The sequence below is a fragment of the Wenxinia marina DSM 24838 genome (assembly GCF_000379485.1).
Taxonomy (GTDB): Bacteria; Pseudomonadota; Alphaproteobacteria; order Rhodobacterales; family Rhodobacteraceae; genus Wenxinia; species Wenxinia marina.
The window spans coordinates 75,628-96,124 of record NZ_KB902277.1 but is presented as its reverse complement, the minus strand read 5'-3'; the positions used below and the strand labels follow the sequence as shown (position 1 = coordinate 96,124).

The following is a 20,497-nucleotide window of genomic DNA, read 5'->3' as shown; positions in this document are numbered from 1 at the left end:
GAAGGGCCATCCGCCATGACCGACTTCTTCAAGGACATTCCCGAAATCGTTTACGAGGGGACCGACTCCTCCAACGAATTCGCGTTCCGCCACTACGACCCCGACGCGCAGGTGATGGGCAAGCGGCTGGAGGACCAGCTGCGCTTCTCGGTCGCCTACTGGCACTCCTTCGCCTGGCCGGGCGGCGACCCGTTCGGCGGCCAGACCTTCGACCGGCCGTGGTTCGGCGACACGATGGATCATGCGAAGATGAAGGCCGACGTCGCGTTCGAGATGTTCCGCATCCTCGGCGTGCCGTTCTTCTGCTTCCACGACGCCGACGTCCGGCCCGAGGGCGACAGTTTCGCCGAGAACACGGCGCGGCTGCAGGAGATGACGGACTACTTCGCGCAGAAGATGGAGACGTCGAAGACGAAGCTCCTCTGGGGCACCGCGAACATGTTCACGCACCGCCGCTACATGGCGGGCGCGGCGACGAACCCCGACCCCGACGTCTTCGCCTTCGCCGCGGCGACGGTGAAGACCTGCCTCGACGCCACGCACCAGCTGGGCGGGCAGAACTATGTCCTGTGGGGCGGGCGCGAGGGCTATGAAACTCTGCTGAACACCGACCTCAAGAAGGAGCGCGAGCATGCCGGCCGCTTCCTGACGATGGTCGTCGACTACGCCAAGAAGATCGGCTTCGAGGGCGCGATCCTTGTGGAGCCCAAGCCGCAGGAGCCGTCCAAGCACCAGTACGATTACGACGTCGGCACGGTGTACTCGTTCCTCAAGGATTTCGGCCTCGAGAACGAGGTGAAGATGAACATCGAGCAGGGGCACGCGATCCTGGCGGGGCACTCGTTCGAGCACGAGCTGGCGCTGGCCGCCTCGCTCGGCATCCTCGGCTCGATCGACATGAACCGGAACGACTACCAGTCCGGCTGGGACACCGACCAGTTCCCGGTCTCGGTGCCCGAGGTCGCGGTGGCCTACTACGAGGTGCTGAAGGCCGGCGGCTTCACCACCGGGGGTACCAACTTCGACGCCAAGATCCGGCGCCAGAGCCTCGACCCCGAGGACCTGATCCTGGCGCATGTCGGCGGCATGGACGTCTGCGCCGCGGGCCTGAAGGCCGCGGCGGCGATGCTGGAGGATGGCGGGCTCGAGCGGATGCGCGACGAGCGCTACGCCGGGTGGGACACGTCCGACCTGCTGGGCATGGACCTGGCCGCCATCGCCGAGAAGGTGGAGCGCGAGGGGATCAACCCCGAGCCGCGGTCGGGCCGGCAGGAGCGGCTGGAGAACTGGGTGAACCGGTTCGTGTGAGGCGATAGCGCGACCTTCGCCCGCCGGATCGCCGGCGGGCGCAGATCCGTAGGGTGGGTGAAACCCGCCTTGCGGCGGGCGGCGGGCGGTGGGTTTCACCCACCCTACGCCCTGCCCGGAATCAGGCGCGCAAACGGCCCGGGCAGCGTCTGGCCGCCCCCCCGGCCAGACGCTTCCGCGCCACCAGCGAGACGACAGGGGTCCTGCGGGGGTGGCGGGATGAAGCTCCCCCTACCGCCGCGTCGGAACGTCTGACCGCGGCCAGCCGCTGCCCTTCGGTAGGATGGGGCTTCGACCCACCCGCCGCACCCCTCCCAGACTTCCGCACGCCGCTCTTCCCGCCCGGAATCAGCCGCGCAAGCGGCCCGGGCAGCGTCTGGTCGCCCCCCGGCCAGACGCTTCCGCGCCACCAGCGAGACGATAGGGGTCCTGCGGGGGTGGCGGGATAAAGCTCCTCCTACCGCCGCGTCGGAGCGTCTGCCCGCGGCCAGCCGCGGCCCTCTCGTAGGCACGACAGACCCGCCCGACTCCGGAGCACATCCCCAGCGTCTGGCGGCCCCCCGCCCCGGGCCCGACCCGGGGCCTCGCGGGAAATGGCGCGCCGGGTCCCTGGGGGTCCCGGGTCAGGCCCGGGACGGCAGCATTCGCCCTTCACCGGATCTTTATCGCGGGCCGTCCACCCGCTAGCCTGCGGCCTGCATTTCAGCGCCACGACGATTTCCGACGAAGGACATTCCCCATGGACCCGCACCCCATCGGCCATGCGATCCTGCGCAGCCGCTTCCTGACCGACATGACATGGCGGACCCGGGCGAAGATCATCGTCTGGGTGCTGCCGGTCCTGTTCGCCATTGCCACCCTCGGCTTCCTCGCCGAGAACGCCCTCTACGTGCTGCGCTCCGAGCGGGTCGAGGGCACGGTCGTCCAGCGCTACGAGTGGCCGGGGGAGACGGTATTCGACCGGGGCACGATCAACTACGAGCCGATCTTCACCTACAGAATGGACGGCGAGGACTACCGCGCCAGCGTCGGCTCCTCGCATTCCAGCTTCGACGTCGCGGTCGGCGAGACGGCGATGATCCGCGCCATCCCGGGCCACCGCGGGAACGTCAGGATGGACACCTGGCAGGGTCTGTGGTTCATCCCGGCCATGCTGTCGCTGTTCCTCGCGGCCTCGGTGGCGATCGCGCTGCCGCTGTGGCTGATCGTGGACCGGCTGTTCTTCCGAAAGGCACGCGCATGAAGGCCGCCGTCATCGTCTTTCCCGGCTCCAACTGCGACCGCGACATCGCGGTGGCGCTGAAGCAGGCCGGCGCGCAGGTCACGATGGTCTGGCACAAGGACGACGCGCTGCCGGACGGCGTGGACCTCGTCGCGGTGCCGGGCGGCTTCTCGTTCGGCGACTACCTGCGCTGCGGCGCCATCGCGGCGCAGTCGCCCATCGCCCGCGCCCTGCGCTTCCATGCCGAGCGGGGCGGCTACGTCCTCGGAATCTGCAACGGCTTCCAGGTGCTGACCGAGCTGAAGCTGCTGCCCGGCGCGCTGCTGCGCAACGCCGGCCTGCGCTACATCTGCCGGACGGTGCCGCTGACGGTGACCAACGCCGGGACGGCCTTCACCTCGGGCTATGCCGCCGGCCAGACCATCGCCCTGCCGATCGCGCACCACGACGGCAACTACTTCGCCGACGACGAGACGCTGGCGCGGCTGAAGGGCGAGGGCCAGGTGGCCTTCACCTACGGCGACAATCCCAATGGCTCGCGGCACGACATCGCCGGCATCGTCTCGGCCAACGGCCGGGTCCTCGGCATGATGCCGCACCCGGAGCGGGCGGCCGACCCGGCGCACGGCGGCACCGACGGGCGGGCGCTGTTCGCCGGTCTCGCCGACGCGCTGGAGCGCGTGTGACTTGAGCCGCCGGGGTTGCGACCCTAGACTCCGCCCATGAACGACCAGGCCGAACCCGCCGCCTCCGACGGCACCGAGGCGAGCCGTGCCGTCTGGGCGCGGATCGCGATCGGCCTGTTCTGCATCGTCGCGCTCGCCGTCATATGGTTCACCAACCAGTACCTGACCGAGCGCTTCACCGAAACGACGCGCAACCGCGCCGAGGTGCGCCTGACGCTGAACGTCGGAAACCTCGTGGCCGAACTGCAGCGGAACTCCATCGTCCCCCAGCTCCTCGCCCGCGACCCCGAGCTGATCGGCGCGCTGAACTCGGGCGACTATTCCCGTTCCACCCAGCGCCTGCTGACCTTCGTGGACGAGATCGGCGCCGCCTCTCTCGTCCTGTACGACCGCGACGGGCGTGTCGTCGCCGCGACGGACCGAGCCCGCCTCGGCGAGAACCAGCGCAACTCGCCGTTCTTCGTCGAGGCGCTGCGCTCCTCGGGCACCGTATTCACCAGCTGGCGACGGGATTCGGGCGCCTACGCCTTTCATTATTCCCGCAAGATCGAGAGCGACCGGAACCTCCTCGGCGTCATCGCGGTGGAGGTCGACCTCGCCAAGCTGGAGCGCAGCTGGGCCGGCACGTCGGACGCGGTGATCGTCACCGACAGCTCCGGCACCGTCATTCTCGCCACCGAGCCGCGCTGGCGCGGCCTGCAGGAGACCGAGGCGCTGGAGGTTGCCGACGCGCCCTCCGCCATCGAGCGGGCGATCCGCGCCACCCGAGACTGGACCGCCCTTCCGATCGAGGCCTACTTCCGCGGCGAGGCGGTGATGCGCCGCGAGATGCGGGTGCCGTTCCAGGGTTGGACGATGGTGGGCTTCACCACCTACAACTCGGTCCGCGAGCGGGTGAACGGCGTCCTCGCGCTCGAGATCATGGGATTCGCAATACTTCTGGCCTTCGCCTTCTGGCTGTCAGGCCGCAAGACGGCCTCCCGGCTCGTCCTCTTCCAGCGCGAGTCGGCAGAACTCCGCGCGCTGAACGCCGCGCTGCAGCGGGAGATCGCCGAGCGCGAGAAGGCCGAGAAGAGCCTCGAGGTGGCAGAGCAGTCGCTGCAGCAATCGTCCAAACTGGCGGTGCTGGGCGAGATGTCGGCGGCCGTCAGCCACGAGCTGAACCAGCCGCTGGCCGCGATGAAGACCTACCTCGCCGGCGCACGCCTGCTGCTGCAGCGCAAGCGCCCCGACGAGGCGCTGTCGAGCTTCCAGCGGATCGACGACCTGATCGACCGGATGGGCGCCATCACCCGCCAGCTGAAGTCCTACGCCCGCAAGGGGCAGGATGCGTTCGAACCCGTGGACGCACGGGCCGCGCTGTCCTCGGCGCTGGCGATGATGGAGCCGCAGCTCAAGACGCGGCAGGTCGAGATCAAGCGCACGCTGCCCGCCGAGCCGGTGATGATCTTCGGCGACCGTCTGCGGCTGGAGCAGGTCATCATCAACCTGTTGCGCAATGCCATCGACGCCACCAAGACCACGCCCACGCCGCGGATCGAGATCGTGCTGGCCACCGGCCGGACGATGCGGCTGACCGTGCGTGACAACGGTCCCGGCATCGAGGACCTCGAACAGCTCTTCGAGCCTTTCTATACCACCAAGGAGAAGGGCGAGGGCGTCGGGCTGGGCCTTGCCATTTCGTCCGGCATCATAAACGACCTCGGCGGTCGACTGACCGCCCGCAACTCGGCGGGCGGCGGCGCGGTCTTCGAGGTGCAGCTCCCGACCTGGGAGGCCGGCCGCGAGGCGGCGGAATAGGAGTGAGGCGATGAGCAAGGCGATGAAGGTCGCGATCGTCGACGACGAGAAGGACATGCGGCAGTCGATCAGCCAGTGGCTGGCCCTGTCGGGGTTTGACACCGAGACGTTCGCCAGCGCGGAGGACGCGTTGCGCGGCCTCGGCGCCGACTATCCGGGCATCGTTGTCAGCGACATCAAGATGCCCGGCATGGACGGGATGCAGTTCCTCAAGAAGCTGAAGAGCGTCGATTCGATGCTGCCGGTCATCATGATCACCGGCCACGGCGACGTGCCGATGGCGGTGGAGGCGATGCGGATCGGCGCGTTCGACTTCCTGGAGAAGCCGTTTAACCCCGACCGGATGACCGAGCTGGCCAAGAAGGCCAGCCAGGCAAGGCGCCTCACGCTCGACAACCGGGCGCTGCGCAAGGAGCTGTCGGACGGCTCGGCGCTGATGAAGAAGCTGATCGGCGCCTCTCCGGCGATGGAGCGGCTGAAGGAGGACATCCTCGACCTCGGCCAGGCCGACGGGCACGTCCTCATCGAGGGCGAGACCGGCACCGGCAAGACGCTGGTGGCGCACGCGCTGCACGCCGTGGGCAGCCGCGCGTCCAAGAAGTTCGTCCTGATCTCCTGCGGCGCCCTCGACGAGGAGACGCTGCCCCGCCGCCTGTTCGGCCCGGTCGAGGACGGCGAGCCGCTGCCGGCGATGGAGGAGGCGCGGGGCGGGACGCTGGTCCTGGAGGACGTCGAGGCGCTGTCCTCGTCCATGCAGGCGCGCCTGCTGACCGCGATTAACGAGCAGGGCAGCCCGGGCGAGACGCGGATCGTCGCGATCTCGAACCTGCAGGACGAGGGCAAGACGTCCGAGAGCGTGCTGCGGCCGGATCTGTTCTACCGCCTCGCCGCGCTCCGGATCGTCGTGCCGCCGCTGCGCCAGCGGGGCGAGGACATCCTCACGCTCTTCACCCGCCTCAGCGAGCAGTATGCCGAGGAGTACGGCTGCGACGCGCCGCAGGTCACCGCGCAGGAGGCGGCGCAGCTGCTGCAGGCGCCGTGGCCCGGCAACGTCCGCCAGCTCATCAACGTGGCCGAGCGGGCGGTGCTGCAGAACCGCCGCGGCACCGGCACGATCGCCTCGCTGCTGATGGCCGACACCGACGACAGCAAGCCGGCGATGACGACCGAAGGCAAGCCGCTCAAGGAGTTCGTCGAGGCGTTCGAGCGGATGCTGATCGACAACACGATGCGCCGCCACAAGGGTTCCATCGTCGGGGTCATGGAAGAGCTGCAGCTGCCGCGCCGGACGCTGAACGAGAAGATGGCGAAGTACGGGCTGCAGCGGTCCGACTATCTGTGAGGGCAGGGCGGCGGGAGGTCCTCCCGGGCGCGCCCGCTTTCGCCGCCTGCGGGCGGCTGGCAGCGGACCGGTGGCTTATCTCCACGCTGGTCCTGCCAGGGGCGGCCTTGACCTCTTCGTCGGCTCTGCCGCCACCCGCACGGTCACGGGGTCAGCGATCCCGCACGTCGCGCGGCGGTCATCATCCGGCCTCGCAAGGTCGCTCGGTTGCGAGGTCTCGGGCCGGGCCGACGGCGTGGGCCGGGCCAGCCGGCGACACGTCGCGCTGCAGTTACATTTCCGATTGTATTGGGCCGCACCTTTCCCCTATGTAGGGGGAACGGACCGAGGGGCGCGCAGCCCTTGCCGGTCCGGTCGGAATTTCTGCCGCAGGACGCCGCGGCCCTTCAAGCCGGGGCCTGCGCAGACTGGATCGGCCCGGTGACGGGCCGCGAGATTCCCCGACGGCGTGCCGCTTCCCGAAAGGTCCGGTCCCGCCCGGGGAAAGAAACGGGCGCCGCGCTCCGGTGACGGGGTAGGCGTCGGAGTCGAAACGCGATGCCAAGCGCACGCACCCCTGCCGCCGAACCGACCGCCCCGAGGGGCGTGGTCGCGGCTGCGGCGCGGCACGCCCCTGACAGTCACGCCAACCCCCCTCCCGGCCCGTCAGGACCGGGGCGGCGCTTGCGTGCAATCGGACAAAATGCCCAGGAAAATGCTGATCGATGCCACCCACCCGGAAGAGACCCGGGTCGTGGTGGTGGACGGAAACAAGGTCGAGGAGTTTGATTTCGAGAGTGCCGCCAAGCGGCAGCTCGCCGGCAACATATACCTCGCCAAGGTCACCCGCGTGGAGCCGTCGCTGCAGGCGGCATTCGTGGATTACGGCGGGAACCGGCACGGCTTTCTCGCCTTCTCGGAAATCCACCCTGACTACTACCAGATCCCCATCGCCGACCGGCAGGCCCTGCTCGCCGAGGAGCGCGCCTACGCCGAGAGCCTGAAGGCCCAGGCCGAGGCGCACGAGGACAACGGCGACTCGTCCGACGACGAAGACGACGAGGACGGCGACAAGCCGCGCGGCCGCCGCCGCTCGCGGTCGCGCTCGCGCAGCCGGGCCGCGTCGTCGAAGGGCGACGCCGTCGCGTCGAAACATCCCGAGGGGATGGAGACGATCGACCTCGGCGAGGACGAGGACGGCGAAGGCGACACCCCCGAAGGCGCTTCGCCGATGGAAACGGTCGCCGAGACTCCGGTCGAGACGCCCGCCGCCGGCGAGGACGACGACGAGGACGGCGGCCCCGAGGCCCCGCCCGAGAAGGACGACACGATCGAATCCGTCGCCGACGAGGACGACATCGAGGACGTGCGCCCGGTCCGCAAGCCGCGGGCCCGCAAGTACAAGATCCAGGAGGTCGTGAAGGTCCGGCAGATCATGCTGGTCCAGGTCGTCAAGGAAGAGCGGGGCAACAAGGGCGCCGCGCTGACCACCTACCTCAGCCTCGCCGGCCGCTACTGCGTGCTGATGCCGAACACCGCCCGGGGCGGCGGCATCAGCCGCAAGATCACCAATGCCGTCGACCGCAAGAAGCTCAAGGAGATCGCGGGCGAGATGGCCGTGCCCGAGGGCGCGGGCCTGATCATCCGCACCGCAGGCAGCCAGCGGACCAAGTCCGAGATCAAGCGCGACTACGAATACCTGCAGCGCCTGTGGGAGCAGATCCGCGAGCTGACGCTCAAGAGCATCGCGCCGGCCCGGATCTACGAGGAAGGGGATCTCATCAAGCGGTCGATCCGCGATCTCTATTCCAAGGAGATCGACGAGGTGATCGTCGAGGGCGCGGACGGCTACCGGACGGCCAAGGACTTCATGAAGATGATCATGCCGTCCCACGCCAAGAACGTGAAACCCTACGGCGACAACCTGCCGCTGTTCGCCCGCTACCAGGTCGAGAGCTACCTCAACGCCATGTTCAACCCGACCGTGCAGCTGCCCTCCGGCGGCTACATCGTGATCGGCGTGACCGAGGCGCTTGTCGCGATCGACGTGAACTCCGGCCGGGCCACCAAGGAGGGCTCGATCGAGCAGACGGCGCTCAAGACGAACCTCGAGGCGGCCGAGGAGGTGGCCCGCCAGCTGCGCCTGCGCGACCTCGCCGGCCTGATCGTCATCGACTTCATCGACATGGACGAGCGCAAGAACAACGCCGCCGTCGAGAAGCGCCTCAAGGACAAGCTCAAGACCGACCGCGCGCGCATCCAGCTCGGCCGCATCTCGGGCTTCGGCCTGCTGGAGATGTCGCGCCAGCGTCTGCGCCCCGGCATGCTCGAGGCGACGACGCAGCCCTGCCCGCACTGCCACGGCACGGGCCTGCTGCGCTCGGACGACAACGTCGCGCTGTCGATCCTGCGCCAGATCGAGGAAGAGGGCGTCCGCGGCCGCACCAAGGAGGTGCTGGTCAAGGCGCCGGTCGGGATCGTCAACTACCTGATCAACCACAAGCGCGAGCACATCGCCCAGATCGAGGCGCGCTACGGCATGAGCGTCCGGCTGGAGGCCGACCTCACGCTCGTGTCGCCGGACTACATGGTGGAGAAGTTCAAGACCGCCATGCGGGCTGTGCCCGAGGTGACGGGGCCGGTCGTGTCGCACACGACGGCGGCGCTGGTCGCGGACGAGTACGACGACGACGCGGATGTGGCCGAGGAAGAGGCCGACGAGGACACCGCCGAGGCGGAGGCCGGCGACAAGGCCGAGGAGGCGCGCGACGAGCAGGCCGGCGACGACCGGCCGAAGAAGAAGCGGCGCCGCCGCCGCCGCAAGGGCCGCAAGCCCGGCGACGAGGCGAACAACGGCGAGAACGGCGACGAGTCGTCGGACGACGACTCCGACGAGCCCGCCACCGAAGGCGTGCCCGAGCCCGCCGCGGAGCAGGCCGAGGCGGAGGCGCCCGCCGAGGCCGCCGAGGCCGAGGAGAAGCCCAAGCGCCGCCGCAGCCGCACCCGCCGCAAGACCGAGGAGCCCGCCGGGTCGACCGAGACGGAAGGGGTCGCCGAGACGGTGGCGGCCGCCGCCGAGGCCCAGCCCGAGCCGGTGGTCGAGGAGAAGCCCAAGCGCCGCACCCGCCGCAAGAAGGCGGAGACCGAGCCGGCGCCCGAGCCGGCCCCGGTCGCGGAACAGTCGGTCGAGGCTGTTCCCGGTGACGGCGACAGCGCCGGATCGGCCGCCGCCGCGGTGCCCGACGAGGCGGTCACGCCCGAACCCGCGACGGAGCCCGAGGTCGCGGCGCAGGCCGAGCCGGAGCCCGCCGCCGAGCCGGAGCCGGAGGCGGAGGCCGAGCCGGCGTCCGCCGCAGCGGCGGAGCCGGAGGCGCAGGCCGAGCCCGAGCCGGAGAAAGCCAGGGACGACGAGACCCGCGAGCCGGCACTGGCCGAGGCGGACACCTCGGACAAGCCGAAGCGGCGGGGCTGGTGGTCGCTCGGCCGCGGCTGAGCCTTCCGCACGAAGACTGAACGGGCCGGGCCTCGCAAGCCCGGCCCTTCGCGTTACTACGGGCTGCCCTTGCGGATGAGGTAGGCGGTGCCGCAGCCCTCCGCCGCCTCGGTCCCGACGAGGTCGTGCCCGGCCTCGGCGCAGAAATGCGGCAGGTCGATCACCGCCACGGGATCGTCGGACAGAAGGCGCAGCACCTCGCCCGGGGCCATCCCGATCAGCAGCTTGCGCGCGCGCAGGACGGGCAGGGGGCATTTAAGCCCGCGGACGTCCGAGAGGCGCTCAGCCATCGGCGCGGGGAATGTCGAAGCCGGGCGCCGCAAGCTGGAATCCCTCGAACCGGAAGCCGGGCGAGACGGTGCAGCTGACCAGCGTCCAGTCGCCCGTGGTCGCCGCCGCCTGCCACCATCCCTCGGGTACGATGCGCTGCGGCCGGTCGCCGGCGGCGAGGTCGGAGCCGAGAACGAGGTCCTCCGCCGGCCCCGCGTCCGCCTCTGCGACGGACAGGACCAGCGGCGCGCCCGCGTGGAAGTGCCAGATCTCGGTGGCATCCACCCGGTGCCAGTGGCTGCGCTCGCCCGCCAGCAGGAGGAAGTAGATGCACGTCCCGGACGCGCGTTCGCCGGGCGCGGCCTCGGCGATCCAGGTCTGGCGGAACCAGCCGCCCTCGGGGTGCGGCGCCAGATCGAGCGTGCGGATGATGTCCTGGCCTTCCATGCCCCCGTTGCTAGGCCGGCACCGGGGCGGCGGCAAGGGCGCGACCGGAACCTGTGCGCCGCGCGCCGCGTTGCCAGCGCATCCCGAAGACGTGAAAGGCCATCCCATGTTCCGCTATGCCCTCCCCCTCGCCCTGATCGCGGCCACGCCGCTCGTCGCGCAGGACACCAACGACGAGGCCGAGGCGGCGCTCGAGGGCGCCGTGATGGAGGACGAGGCGGTGACGGACGATGCGCCGATGGAGACCGCGGGCGCCGAGGCCACCTACGCGCCTGAGCAGCCGACCGGGCCGATGGTCCGCGCCGAGGACATCGAGGACGCGCGGGTCTATGCCCTCGCTGACGCCTACGACGCCAATTTCTGGACCAGCGGCGAGCCCTTCGGCGCGGTGTCGGCCGACTGGGGCGAGGTGGGCGAGGTCGAGGATCTCATCATCGACCCGGCCGGGAGTGTGGTGGGCGTGACGGTGGAGGTCGGAGGTTTCCTCGGGATCGGCGAAAAGAACGTCCTGATCCCCCTCTCCGACCTGCGTCTGGTGCAGCAGCCGGGCGAGGACGAGTTCTACATCGTGACACGCCTCAGCAACGAGCAGCTGGAAGAGCTGGACGACCTCGACGACGTGCTCGACCCCGAGGACGACTGAGGCGCCGGCACGAGGAGCCGAAAGGTCCCGAAATCTCGGAACGGGACCGGCGCCCGCCCGTTGAGTCCGCAGAACCCAGAACGAAACAGCCAAGAAGGAGGACCACCATGCATATCCGCAAGATGACCCTCACGACCGCGACCCTCGCCCTCGCCACCGGCCTTTCGGGCGCGGCCCTGGCCGAGCAGCACATGACCGGCGTCTCCGAGGACGGCTATGCGTCCGGCATGGTCTCCACCGAGAACATGGGCAACCTGATCCGGACCAGCGAGCTGACCGACGGCGACGTCTACACGCTCGACGCCGACATCGGCGAGGCCGATTGGGATAGCGTCGGCTACTACAACGAAGTCGACACCGACTGGGACCAGATCGGCAACGTGACCGACGTCGTCCTGTCGCCTGACGGCACGATGGCAGGCCTCGTCGTCGAAACCGGCGGCTTCCTCGACATCGGCGACAGCCACGTGATCGTGACGTCGGACGACGTCCGCATGGTTCGGTCGGCCGGAGTGGATCAGTACTCGTTCGTCACCCGGCTGAGCGAAGAGCAGCTCGCGAACCTGCCCGAGGTCGGCGAGAACTGGTGGTAAACCAGCGGATTCCACGGAAAGGGCCCCCGTTCGGGGGCCCTTTTTCGTTCAGCTCCGCAGGATCGAGCGCCCCGCATACTCCGCCGTCGCGCCCAGCATCTCCTCGATGCGGATGAGCTGGTTGTATTTCGCCAGCCGGTCCGACCGCGCCAGCGAGCCGGTCTTGATCTGACCGCAGTTGGTGGCGACGGCCAGGTCGGCGATGGTAGAATCCTCGGTCTCGCCCGAGCGGTGCGACATGACGCAGGTGTAGCGGGCGCGGTGCGCCATCTCGACCGCCTTCAGCGTCTCGGTGAGGGTGCCGATCTGGTTCACCTTCACCAGCAGCGAGTTCGCGGTGCCCCTGGCGATCCCGTCGGCCAGGCGGGCGGGGTTGGTGACGAATAGGTCGTCGCCCACCAGCTGCACCTTGCCGCCGAGCTTCGCCGTCAGCGCGGCCCAACCCTCCCAGTCGTCCTCCGACATGCCGTCCTCGATCGAGATGATCGGGTAGTCCGCGGCGAGGGCGGCGAGGTAATCGGCATTCTCCGCCGACGACAGGGATTTTCCTTCGCCCGCCATCTCGTACTTGCCGTCCTTGAAGTATTCCGTGGCCGCGCAGTCGAGGGCGAGGAAGATGTCCTCGCCGGGCCGATACCCGGCCTTCTCGACCGACTTCAGGATGAAATCGAGCGCCTCGCGGGTGGAGCCGAGGTTCGGCGCGAAGCCGCCCTCGTCGCCGAGGCCGGTGGCCATGCCGGCGTCCGACAGTTCCTTCTTCAGCGTGTGAAAGATCTCGGACCCCATCCGGACCGCATCGCGCACCGTCTCGGCCGCGACGGGCATGATCATGAATTCCTGGATGTCGATCGGGTTGTCCGCGTGTTCGCCGCCGTTGATGATGTTCATCATCGGCACCGGCAGGATGCGGGCCGAGGTGCCGCCGACGTAGCGGAACAGGGGCTGCGTCGTGTATTCCGCCGCGGCCTTCGCCACCGCCAGCGACACGCCGAGGATCGCGTTGGCGCCGAGGCGGCCCTTGTTGTCGGTGCCGTCGACCTCGATCATGGTCATGTCGATCTCGACCTGCTCGGTCGCGTCCATGCCGACCACCGCCTCGGCGATCTCGCCGTTGACCGAGGCGACCGCCTCCAGCACGCCCTTGCCCTTGTAGCGGCCCTTGTCGCCGTCCCGCTTCTCCACCGCCTCGTAGGCGCCGGTGGAGGCGCCCGACGGGACCGCGGCGCGGCCCATCGTGCCGTCCTCGAGGATCACGTCGACCTCGACCGTGGGGTTGCCGCGGCTGTCGAGGATCTCGCGGGCGTGGATGTCGACGATGGTGCTCATGGTATCCTCCGGGGCGGTGTTAGCGATAACGACGGCTCGCCGGGGTCATAGCGCGGCGGCGTCCTTCGGGGAAGCCCTGCGCACCCGCGCCTCGCGCCACAGCGTGTAGACGCCGGAGCCGACGATGATGGCGGCGCCGACGAGGGTCAAGGCGTCCGGCCTCTCGGCGAAGACGACGTAGCCGACGGCAAGGGCGAAGAGGATGCGCGTGTATCGGAACGGCGCGACGAACGACACGTCGCCGGCGCGGCTGGCCGCGACGATCAGCCAGTAGGCGACGACGCCGGTCGCGATCACGAAGGCCGCCCGCATGATATCGAGCGGGGCCATCGTGACCGGCCCGCCCTCGACCCACAGCAGGACGGCGCCGAGGGGGACCAGCGCGGCGAAGGCCCAGGTCGACAGGTGCATCGAGCTGACCCGCGCCGGCACCCGGCGGGCCGCCACGTCGCGCGCGGCAAGGCCGACGGCGCCGAGGAGGGCCAGCAGACTCTCGGGGCGGAACCCCTCCATTCCCGGCCGCAGGACGAGGAGAACGCCGAGGAAGCCGACGCCGATCGCGGCCCAGCGGCGCCATCCGACCCGCTCGCCCAGCAGCAGCGCCGAGGCGAGGGTGACGATCAGCGGCACGGCCTGCAGGATGGTCGAGGCCAGCGAGATCGGGATCAGCGCCAGCGCCAGCACGTAGCCGCAGGTGCCGACGATCTCCGAGACGTTGCGGGCGACGACGGCCGGAGACAGGATGTCGGCCGTCAGCACCCGCTGCCCGCGCGCCCGCAGGATCGCCGAGAAGACGAGCGCGCCGCCGGCGCCGACGATCAGCAGGATCTGCCCGACAGGAAGGCTGCCGGCCATCAGCTTGATCACCATGTCCTCGAGCGCGAAGCCCGCCATGGCGAGGACCATGAGGAGGGCGCCGGTCTGGTTGGTCATCGGAAGGGGGGCAGGGCGGTCATGCACCCCTCTTCGCCGGGCGGCGGGACGGGCGCAAGGCCTACCAGCGCAGGCGCAGCCACGAGCCGCCGAGGCGGCGCAGGCGCGCGCCCGAGCCCAGCTTGAACCGCGCGAGGCCCGGCGCGGCCTCGGTGTCGACGGAGCCCAGATCCATCCGCACCGCGCCGCGCGCCCCGTACCACGCCGCCGCCCGCATCAGGATCAGGTGATGGGCCGACACCGCACGGCCCTCCGGCCCGGTCCAGCCGGTCATGTAGGTGACCGCGCGCCCGTGGCGGAAGAACAGCATGCCCGCGAGCGGCTGCGTCCCGCGCTCCATCACGAAGAGGCGGGCGGCGCCGGGGTTGGCGGCGGCGAACGCGACGGTCAGCGCGAGGGGCAGGGCGCGGTAGGCGCGCTCCGACCGCATCCGCGCCTCGGCCGACAGCAGCCAGTGGTCCGGGTCGCCGTCGAAGGGAGCGTTGCGCAGGCGAAGGGCGGCGCGGCGGCCGACGAGGGCACGGTTGCGCCACTTGCCGCGGGCGCGGGCCCAGATCGCCTGCGGCCCGCCGGTCAGGTCCAGATCCGCCACGGCGGCGGAGGTGAGGACTCGCCCATACCCCGCCGCGGCGAGGGCGGGGGCGTCGTCCGCCTCCGCCTCCACGAGCCGCGGCCCGTGGCGGCGCAGCCAGAGGGTGCGGGCGGCGAGGTCGAGTGCGCTGTCCCAGAGCGGACCGCGGGCGGTGAGCGTGAGCGGACCGCGGCGCAGGACCAGCATGGCGGCGCCGCCGGTGCGCACAGTCTCGGCCCGTCGGCCGAGGCGGGCGAGCGCGGCGGCATAGCCGGAATGCTGCTGCAGCGGCGGCGCGTCGGGCGAGGGCGGGTCCATCACTGACGTTAAGCCTGTCGCAACTGAAAACGCGGTAAACGCGCGCCATGAAACGCCAGGAGGGAGAGGCCGTATACGGCCACCGCGCGACCGGCCCGCGCCTGACGCCGCTTGGCGCGGCCGTGCTGGCATTCGCAGTGGCGCTGCCGGGCGGGGGGCTGGTGTGGGTGGCCTGCCTTTTCTGGTCTAGCTGATGAAGCTTTGGAGGAGCCCGACCCCCGCGGACATCTGAAGATCACGCTCCGCCCGGAATCAGCCGCGCAAGCGGCCCGGGCAGCGTCTGGCCGCCCCCCGGCCAGACGCTTCCTGTCCACCTGCGCGACGAACGAGGTCGTCCGGGGCTGCGCGATAAAGCGCCCCTACCGCGCCCGGGGAGCGTCTGACCGCGGCCAGACGCTGCCCTCCGTTGGTCCGTGTTGGTGCGAGCTGGTCCGGTCGCCAGACGGTCACGCGTGACCCCGGAACTGCCGACATGTCTGCGCGAGGTCCCGGGTCTAGCCCGGGACGGGGTCGCCCTAGGAACGCCGTGTGGAGCGGGGCGGCCGAACCTGCGTCCGGCCGCGCCGCCCCTCCTACACCAGCACCGACCCCTTGGCGTCGATCGCGCCGGCCGTCACCGCGTCGCCCATCAGCATCTCGTTGTGGGCCTTGCCCGACGGGATCATCGGGAAGCAGTTCTCGTGCTTCTCGACCAGGCAGTCGAAGATCACCGGACCGTCGTACTCCAGCATCTCCATGATCGCGTCGTCGAGGTCCTTGGGATCGGTGCACAGGATGCCCTTCGCCCCGAACGCCTCGGCCAGCTTCACGAAGTCGGGCAGCGCCTCGCTCCACGATTGGCTGTAGCGCTCGCCGTGCAGCAGCTCCTGCCACTGGCGGACCATGCCGAGGCGCTCGTTGTTGAGGATGAACTGCTTGACCGGCAGACGGTACTGCACCGCGGTGCCCATCTCCTGCATGTTCATCAGCCACGACGCCTCGCCCGCCACGTTGATGACCAGCGCGTCCGGATGCGCGATCTGCACCCCGATGGAGGCCGGGTGGCCGTAGCCCATCGTCCCGAGGCCGCCGGAGGTCATCCAGCGGTTCGGCTCCTCGAAGCCCATGAACTGCGCGGCCCACATCTGGTGCTGGCCGACCTCGGTGCAGATGTAGCGGTCGCGGTCCTTCGTCAGCGCCTCCAGCCGCTCCAGCGCGTATTGCGGCTTGATGACGGTGTCGGAGTTCCTGTAGCTCAGGCACTTCTTCGACCGCCAGTCGGTGATGGCGGCCCACCATTCGTCCAGCCCCTCGCGGTCGGTCTTGCGGCCGCGCGACTTCCAGACGTTCAGCAGGTCCTCCAGCACGTGGGCCACGTCGCCGAGGATCGGGATGTCGACGTGCACGACCTTGTTGATCGACGAGGCGTCGATGTCGATGTGCGCCTTGATCGACCCGGGCGAGAAGGCGTCGACGCGCCCGGTGATCCGGTCGTCGAAGCGGGCGCCGATGCAGATCATCAGATCGCACCCGTGCATCGCCATGTTCGCCTCGTACAGGCCGTGCATCCCCAGCATCCCCAGCCACTTGTCGCCGCTCGCCGGATAGGCGCCGAGGCCCATCAGGGTCGAGGTGATGGGAAAGCCCGTCGCCTCCACCAGCTCGCGCAGCAGCTGGCTGGCGGCGGGGCCGGAATTGATGACGCCGCCGCCGGTGTAGAAGACCGGGCGCTGCGCCGTCTCGATCGCCGAGACCAGCGCCTCGATGGCGGCGCGGTCGCCCTTCACCTGCGGCTTGTAGTGCGTCCTCATCTCGCGCGGCTCGGAGTAGCGCCCCGTCGCGAACTGCACGTCCTTGGGGATGTCGATCAGCACCGGGCCGGGGCGGCCGGTCGTCGCGACGTGGAACGCCTCGTGGATGGTCGGCGCCAGCGCGTCCGTCTCCTTCACCAGCCAGTTGTTCTTGGTGCAGGGCCGGGTGATGCCGACGGTGTCCGCCTCCTGGAAGCCGTCCGAGCCGATCATGAAGGTCGGGACCTGCCCGGTCATCACGACGATCGGGATCGAATCCATCAGCGCGTCGGTCAGGCCGGTGACGGCGTTCGTCGCGCCGGGGCCCGAGGTCACCAGCGCGACGCCGGGCTTGCCGGTGGAGCGGGCATAGCCCTCGGCCGCGTGGACCGCGCCCTGCTCGTGCCGGACGAGGATGTGGCGGATGTCGTTCTGCTGGAAGATCTCGTCGTAGATGGGAAGTACCGCGCCGCCGGGATACCCGAAGACCACGTCCACGCCCTGATCCTTCAGGGCCTGAACCACCATCCTTGCTCCGGTCATCTCGCGGGTCATCGCCGTATCTCCTCTTGCGACGCGCCTGTTGCCGACAAAAAAGCCCCCGGGGGGTCCGGGGGCGCATGGGTCGTGACCACTGGGTCTACCGTTACCGGCCCATGCGCCTTTCCTCTACGAGTACGATAAGGGACATCATGTCGAGGGCTCCGTCGTGCGGGGCGACTTATGCACGCGGGGCAGGGGGGGTCAACCCGGAGTGACGGAGAAAATGTCGCGGGAAATCGCCGACGGGCAAGAATGTTTCGCGGGTCGCAAGGCGCCGGTCACTCGAGGTTGGTCTGCACCCACTCCGGGCTGTGATGGATGTCCACGGTGTCGAGCCGCCCGGGGCCGAGGTTGACGAACTTGTGCGGCACGTTCGCCGGTCCGAACAGCACGTCGCCCTCCTCGGCGTCGATCGTCTCGTCGCCGATCGTGAAGCGGGCGCGGCCCTGCCGGATCACGAAGATCTCGTCGTAGGTGTGGACGTGCAGCTTCGGTCCCTCGCCGACGGTCTCGGTCGCGTAGAAGAGGACGGTGACGCCGGCGCCGAACCGCGCGCCGTCCACGTGGCCGCGCCACCTGTCCGGACCGCGCAGCCAGTCGGCGCGGGAGAGTTTCATCGGGTGGGGCATGGGGCTCCTCCGGGCGTGGCGGGTGAAGCCAGCGTATCTCGCCCGGAATCGGCCGCGCAAGCGGCCCGCGAAGCGGCAGGCCGCCCGCCCGGCAGGCACCGTCTTTCGTGGATCATCGGATACCCGCCCCGGGCTTGACCCGGGGCCTCGCCGGAGAGGGCACGCAGGCCACGCGAGGTCCCGGCGCAAGGCCGGGACGGGCTGTCGGGCAAGGGTCGTGGCGCCCCGGGGGGGCGCCCCTCGCCTCAGCTGGCCGCGCGAGCCTGCCGCTTGCGCTCGTGGGGATCGAGGAAGCGCTTGCGCAGGCGCACGGCCGTCGGCGTCACCTCCACCAGCTCGTCGTCGTCGATGTAGGCGATCGCCTGCTCCAGCGACATCTGCACCGGCGGGGTCAGGCGCACCGCTTCGTCCGTGCCGGAGGCGCGGATGTTGGTGAGCTTCTTGCCCTTCAGCGGGTTCACCTCGAGGTCGTTGTCGCGGCTGTGCTCGCCGATGATCATGCCCTCGTAGACCGGGTCCTGCGGGTTCACGAACATCTTGCCGCGCTCTTCCAGGTTCCACAGCGCGTAGGCGACGGCGGTGCCGTTCTCCATCGAGATCAGCACGCCCTGGCGCCGGCCCGGGATCGGGCCGCGGTGGGGCGACCAGCCGTGGAAGATGCGGTTGAGCACGCCCGAGCCGCGGGTGTCGGTCAGGAACTCGCCGTGATAGCCGATGAGGCCGCGGCTGGGCACGTGCGCGACGATGCGCGTCTTGCCGGCGCCGGCGGGCTTCATCTCCACGAGGTCGCCCTTGCGCTGCCCGGTCAGTTTCTCGACCACGACGCCGGTGAACTCGTCGTCGACGTCGATGGTCACTTCCTCGATCGGCTCCATCCGCTGGCCGCCCTCGTCGCGGAAGATCACCTGCGGCCGGCTGATCGACAGCTCGAACCCCTCGCGGCGCATGTTCTCGATCAGGACGCCCATCTGCAGCTCGCCCCGGCCCGACACCTCGAAGGCCTCGCCGCCGGGGGTGTCGGCGATCTTGATCGCGACGTTCGATTCGGCCTCCTTCATCAGCCGCTCTCGGATGACGCGGGACTGCACCTTCTTGCCGTCTCGGCCGGCGAGGGGCGAATCGTTGATGCCGAAGGTGACCGAGATGGTCGGCGGGTCGATGGGCTGGGCCGGAATCGCGTTCTCGACCGACAGATCGCAGAGGGTATCGGCGACCGTCGCCTTGGACATGCCGGCGAGCGTGACGATGTCGCCGGCGACCGCCTCTTCGATCGGCTGCTGGCCGAGACCGCGGAAGGCGAGGATCTTGCTGACGCGGAAGCGCTCGATCACGTCGCCCTTGCGGCTGAGCGCCTTGATCGTCTCGCCGGCCTTCAGCGTGCCCGCCTCGACGCGCCCCGTGAGGATACGGCCGATGAACGGGTCGGCGGACAGCGTGGTGGCGAGCATACGGAACGGCTCGCCCGCGTGGGCGAGCTGCTTCGGCGGCTCCACGTGCCGCACGACGAGGTCGAACAGCGCGCCGAGGTCCTTGCGCGGCCCGTCCAGCTCGGCATCGGCCCAGCCGGCGCGGCCCGAGGCGTAGAGGTGCGGGAAGTCGAGCTGGTCGTCGCTCGCGCCGAGCGAGGCAAAGAGGTCGAAGCATTCGTCCAGCGCGCGATCCGGCTCGGCGTCCGGCTTGTCGACCTTGTTGAGGACGACGATGGGCTTCAGCCCGAGGGCGAGCGCCTTGGAGGTGACGAACTTCGTCTGCGGCATCGGCCCTTCGGCCGCGTCCACCAGCAGCACGACGCCGTCGACCATGGAGAGGATGCGCTCCACCTCGCCGCCGAAGTCGGCGTGGCCGGGCGTGTCGACGATGTTGATCCGGGTACCCTTCCACTCGACGCTCGTGCACTTGGCGAGGATGGTGATCCCGCGCTCGCGCTCGATGTCGTTGGAATCCATCGCCCGCTCGGTCGTGGCCTGGTTCTCGCGGTAGGTGCCGGACTGTTTCAGAAGCTCGTCGACCAGCGTGGTCTTGCCGTGGTCGACGTGCGCGATGATCGCGATGTTGCGGATATCCATTTCGGGCCTTTGGATCTCGGGGTTGCGCGCCGCATAGCCTGCGGCGGGCGATAACGCCAGCGCCATGCTGCGCTGCGGCGGAAAGACGTGACGTAGGGGCGGGCGCGGCCCGCTGCAAGGTCAGTGCGGCGTGACCCGGCTGAACAGGTGGATGACGAGGATGCCGCCGAGGATCATGGCGAGGCCGAGGACGGCCGGCAGGTCCAGCCGCTGGCCGTAGACGACCATGCCGATGACCGCGATCAGCACGATCCCCAGCCCCGACCAGATCGCGTACATCACGCCGACCGGGATCGTCTTCAACGTCAGCGACAGCAGGTAGAACGCGGTAGCATAGGAGCAGACGACGATCAGCGACGGGATCAGGCGCGTGAACTGACGGCTCGACTGCAGGGCGGAGGTGGCGATGACCTCGAACACGACGGCGACGAGCAGGAGAAGGTAGGTGGCGGGCATGGGAGCGGTCCTTTCCCGCCCGCCCTAGCGCCGGACGCGGGCGCTGTCACGGGGCCGCCGGGCCCACGATCCCGGCGACGGCACCCCCGCGAGCGCCCGCAGG

General features: G+C 69.8%; 17 protein-coding genes. 8 read left to right on the top strand and 9 right to left on the bottom strand.

Annotated elements, in window-relative coordinates; all coding sequences use genetic code 11:
* Positions 1–15: 15 nt before the first annotated feature.
* From xylA to A37W_RS0102380, 6 genes are all read left to right on the top strand, one after another.
* On the top strand, positions 16–1,308 hold the full coding sequence (xylA, locus tag A37W_RS0102405; protein WP_018301428.1) for a xylose isomerase: 1,293 nt from the start codon (positions 16–18) through the stop codon (positions 1,306–1,308).
* 739 nt (positions 1,309–2,047) lie between these two features.
* Complete coding sequence (locus A37W_RS0102400) at positions 2,048–2,551, top strand: hypothetical protein (protein ID WP_018301427.1); 504 nt, start codon at positions 2,048–2,050, stop codon at positions 2,549–2,551.
* Entirely contained in the window at positions 2,548–3,216 is a 669-nt protein-coding gene (gene purQ, locus A37W_RS0102395; RefSeq protein WP_018301426.1) for a phosphoribosylformylglycinamidine synthase subunit PurQ, read from the top strand. Before A37W_RS0102400 ends, purQ begins: the two co-directional genes overlap by 4 nt.
* 36 nt (positions 3,217–3,252) lie before the next feature.
* The gene (locus tag A37W_RS0102390) at positions 3,253–5,016 is read left to right on the top strand and encodes a sensor histidine kinase (protein WP_018301425.1); all 1,764 of its coding nucleotides are present in this window, start codon (positions 3,253–3,255) and stop codon (positions 5,014–5,016) included.
* 10 nt (positions 5,017–5,026) lie between these two features.
* A complete protein-coding gene (locus A37W_RS0102385) occupies positions 5,027–6,358 on the top strand; it encodes a sigma-54-dependent transcriptional regulator (RefSeq protein WP_018301424.1) in 1,332 nt (443 codons plus the stop codon).
* A 682-nt stretch (positions 6,359–7,040) separates the two neighbouring features.
* On the top strand, positions 7,041–9,830 hold the full coding sequence (locus tag A37W_RS0102380) for an Rne/Rng family ribonuclease (protein WP_040753319.1): 2,790 nt from the start codon (positions 7,041–7,043) through the stop codon (positions 9,828–9,830).
* Positions 9,831–9,886: 56 nt separating this feature from the next.
* Here the strand turns inward: A37W_RS0102380 and A37W_RS0102375 are convergent, their stop codons facing one another.
* Together A37W_RS0102375 and A37W_RS0102370 are read right to left on the bottom strand one after the other, a co-directional pair.
* Positions 9,887–10,120, bottom strand: coding sequence for a sulfurtransferase TusA family protein (locus A37W_RS0102375; RefSeq protein ID WP_018301422.1), 234 nt, complete (start codon positions 10,118–10,120; stop codon positions 9,887–9,889).
* A complete protein-coding gene (locus A37W_RS0102370) occupies positions 10,113–10,547 on the bottom strand; it encodes a cupin domain-containing protein (protein ID WP_018301421.1) in 435 nt (144 codons plus the stop codon). The genes A37W_RS0102375 and A37W_RS0102370 overlap by 8 nt, the downstream gene beginning before the upstream one ends.
* Positions 10,548–10,653: 106 nt before the next feature.
* Between A37W_RS0102370 and A37W_RS0102365 the strand changes: the two genes are divergently transcribed.
* Positions 10,654–11,190 (top strand): PRC-barrel domain-containing protein, encoded by a 537-nt coding sequence (locus tag A37W_RS0102365; protein ID WP_018301420.1) that lies wholly within the window; start codon positions 10,654–10,656, stop codon positions 11,188–11,190.
* A 107-nt stretch (positions 11,191–11,297) separates the two neighbouring features.
* Positions 11,298–11,783 (top strand): PRC-barrel domain-containing protein, encoded by a 486-nt coding sequence (locus tag A37W_RS0102360; RefSeq protein WP_018301419.1) that lies wholly within the window; start codon positions 11,298–11,300, stop codon positions 11,781–11,783.
* 48 nt (positions 11,784–11,831) lie between these two features.
* On the opposite strand, the gene eno is transcribed toward A37W_RS0102360, so the two are convergent.
* From eno to A37W_RS0102325, 7 genes are all read right to left on the bottom strand, one after another.
* Complete coding sequence (eno, locus tag A37W_RS0102355; protein ID WP_018301418.1) at positions 11,832–13,109, bottom strand: phosphopyruvate hydratase; 1,278 nt, start codon at positions 13,107–13,109, stop codon at positions 11,832–11,834.
* 45 nt (positions 13,110–13,154) lie between these two features.
* Positions 13,155–14,042, bottom strand: coding sequence for a DMT family transporter (locus A37W_RS0102350; RefSeq protein WP_018301417.1), 888 nt, complete (start codon positions 14,040–14,042; stop codon positions 13,155–13,157).
* Positions 14,043–14,103: 61 nt separating this feature from the next.
* Positions 14,104–14,931 carry a GNAT family N-acetyltransferase gene (locus A37W_RS20765; RefSeq protein ID WP_018301416.1) on the bottom strand — a complete coding sequence of 276 codons (828 nt, stop codon included), beginning with the start codon at positions 14,929–14,931 and terminating at the stop codon, positions 14,104–14,106.
* Positions 14,932–15,503: 572 nt separating this feature from the next.
* A complete protein-coding gene (locus A37W_RS0102340) occupies positions 15,504–17,255 on the bottom strand; it encodes an acetolactate synthase 3 large subunit (protein WP_018301415.1) in 1,752 nt (583 codons plus the stop codon).
* A gap of 266 nt (positions 17,256–17,521) precedes the next feature.
* A complete protein-coding gene (locus A37W_RS0102335; protein ID WP_229666015.1) occupies positions 17,522–17,860 on the bottom strand; it encodes a cupin domain-containing protein in 339 nt (112 codons plus the stop codon).
* 257 nt (positions 17,861–18,117) lie between these two features.
* The gene (gene typA / locus A37W_RS0102330) at positions 18,118–19,938 is read right to left on the bottom strand and encodes a translational GTPase TypA (RefSeq protein WP_018301413.1); all 1,821 of its coding nucleotides are present in this window, start codon (positions 19,936–19,938) and stop codon (positions 18,118–18,120) included.
* A 120-nt stretch (positions 19,939–20,058) separates the two neighbouring features.
* A complete protein-coding gene (locus tag A37W_RS0102325) occupies positions 20,059–20,394 on the bottom strand; it encodes a DMT family transporter (protein ID WP_018301412.1) in 336 nt (111 codons plus the stop codon).
* Between the last annotated feature and the right edge of the window lie 103 nt (positions 20,395–20,497).

Coding starts and splice junctions, on each gene's coding strand:
- xylA (WP_018301428.1), top strand. CDS start 16: ATGACCGACTTCTTCAAGGACATTCCCGAAATCGTTTACGAGGGGACC.
- A37W_RS0102400 (WP_018301427.1), top strand. CDS start 2,048: ATGGACCCGCACCCCATCGGCCATGCGATCCTGCGCAGCCGCTTCCTG.
- purQ (WP_018301426.1), top strand. CDS start 2,548: ATGAAGGCCGCCGTCATCGTCTTTCCCGGCTCCAACTGCGACCGCGAC.
- A37W_RS0102390 (WP_018301425.1), top strand. CDS start 3,253: ATGAACGACCAGGCCGAACCCGCCGCCTCCGACGGCACCGAGGCGAGC.
- A37W_RS0102385 (WP_018301424.1), top strand. CDS start 5,027: ATGAGCAAGGCGATGAAGGTCGCGATCGTCGACGACGAGAAGGACATG.
- A37W_RS0102380 (WP_040753319.1), top strand. CDS start 7,041: ATGCCCAGGAAAATGCTGATCGATGCCACCCACCCGGAAGAGACCCGG.
- A37W_RS0102375 (WP_018301422.1), bottom strand. CDS start 10,120: ATGGCTGAGCGCCTCTCGGACGTCCGCGGGCTTAAATGCCCCCTGCCC.
- A37W_RS0102370 (WP_018301421.1), bottom strand. CDS start 10,547: ATGGAAGGCCAGGACATCATCCGCACGCTCGATCTGGCGCCGCACCCC.
- A37W_RS0102365 (WP_018301420.1), top strand. CDS start 10,654: ATGTTCCGCTATGCCCTCCCCCTCGCCCTGATCGCGGCCACGCCGCTC.
- A37W_RS0102360 (WP_018301419.1), top strand. CDS start 11,298: ATGCATATCCGCAAGATGACCCTCACGACCGCGACCCTCGCCCTCGCC.
- eno (WP_018301418.1), bottom strand. CDS start 13,109: ATGAGCACCATCGTCGACATCCACGCCCGCGAGATCCTCGACAGCCGC.
- A37W_RS0102350 (WP_018301417.1), bottom strand. CDS start 14,042: ATGACCAACCAGACCGGCGCCCTCCTCATGGTCCTCGCCATGGCGGGC.
- A37W_RS20765 (WP_018301416.1), bottom strand. CDS start 14,931: ATGGACCCGCCCTCGCCCGACGCGCCGCCGCTGCAGCAGCATTCCGGC.
- A37W_RS0102340 (WP_018301415.1), bottom strand. CDS start 17,255: ATGACCCGCGAGATGACCGGAGCAAGGATGGTGGTTCAGGCCCTGAAG.
- A37W_RS0102335 (WP_229666015.1), bottom strand. CDS start 17,860: ATGAAACTCTCCCGCGCCGACTGGCTGCGCGGTCCGGACAGGTGGCGC.
- typA (WP_018301413.1), bottom strand. CDS start 19,938: ATGGATATCCGCAACATCGCGATCATCGCGCACGTCGACCACGGCAAG.
- A37W_RS0102325 (WP_018301412.1), bottom strand. CDS start 20,394: ATGCCCGCCACCTACCTTCTCCTGCTCGTCGCCGTCGTGTTCGAGGTC.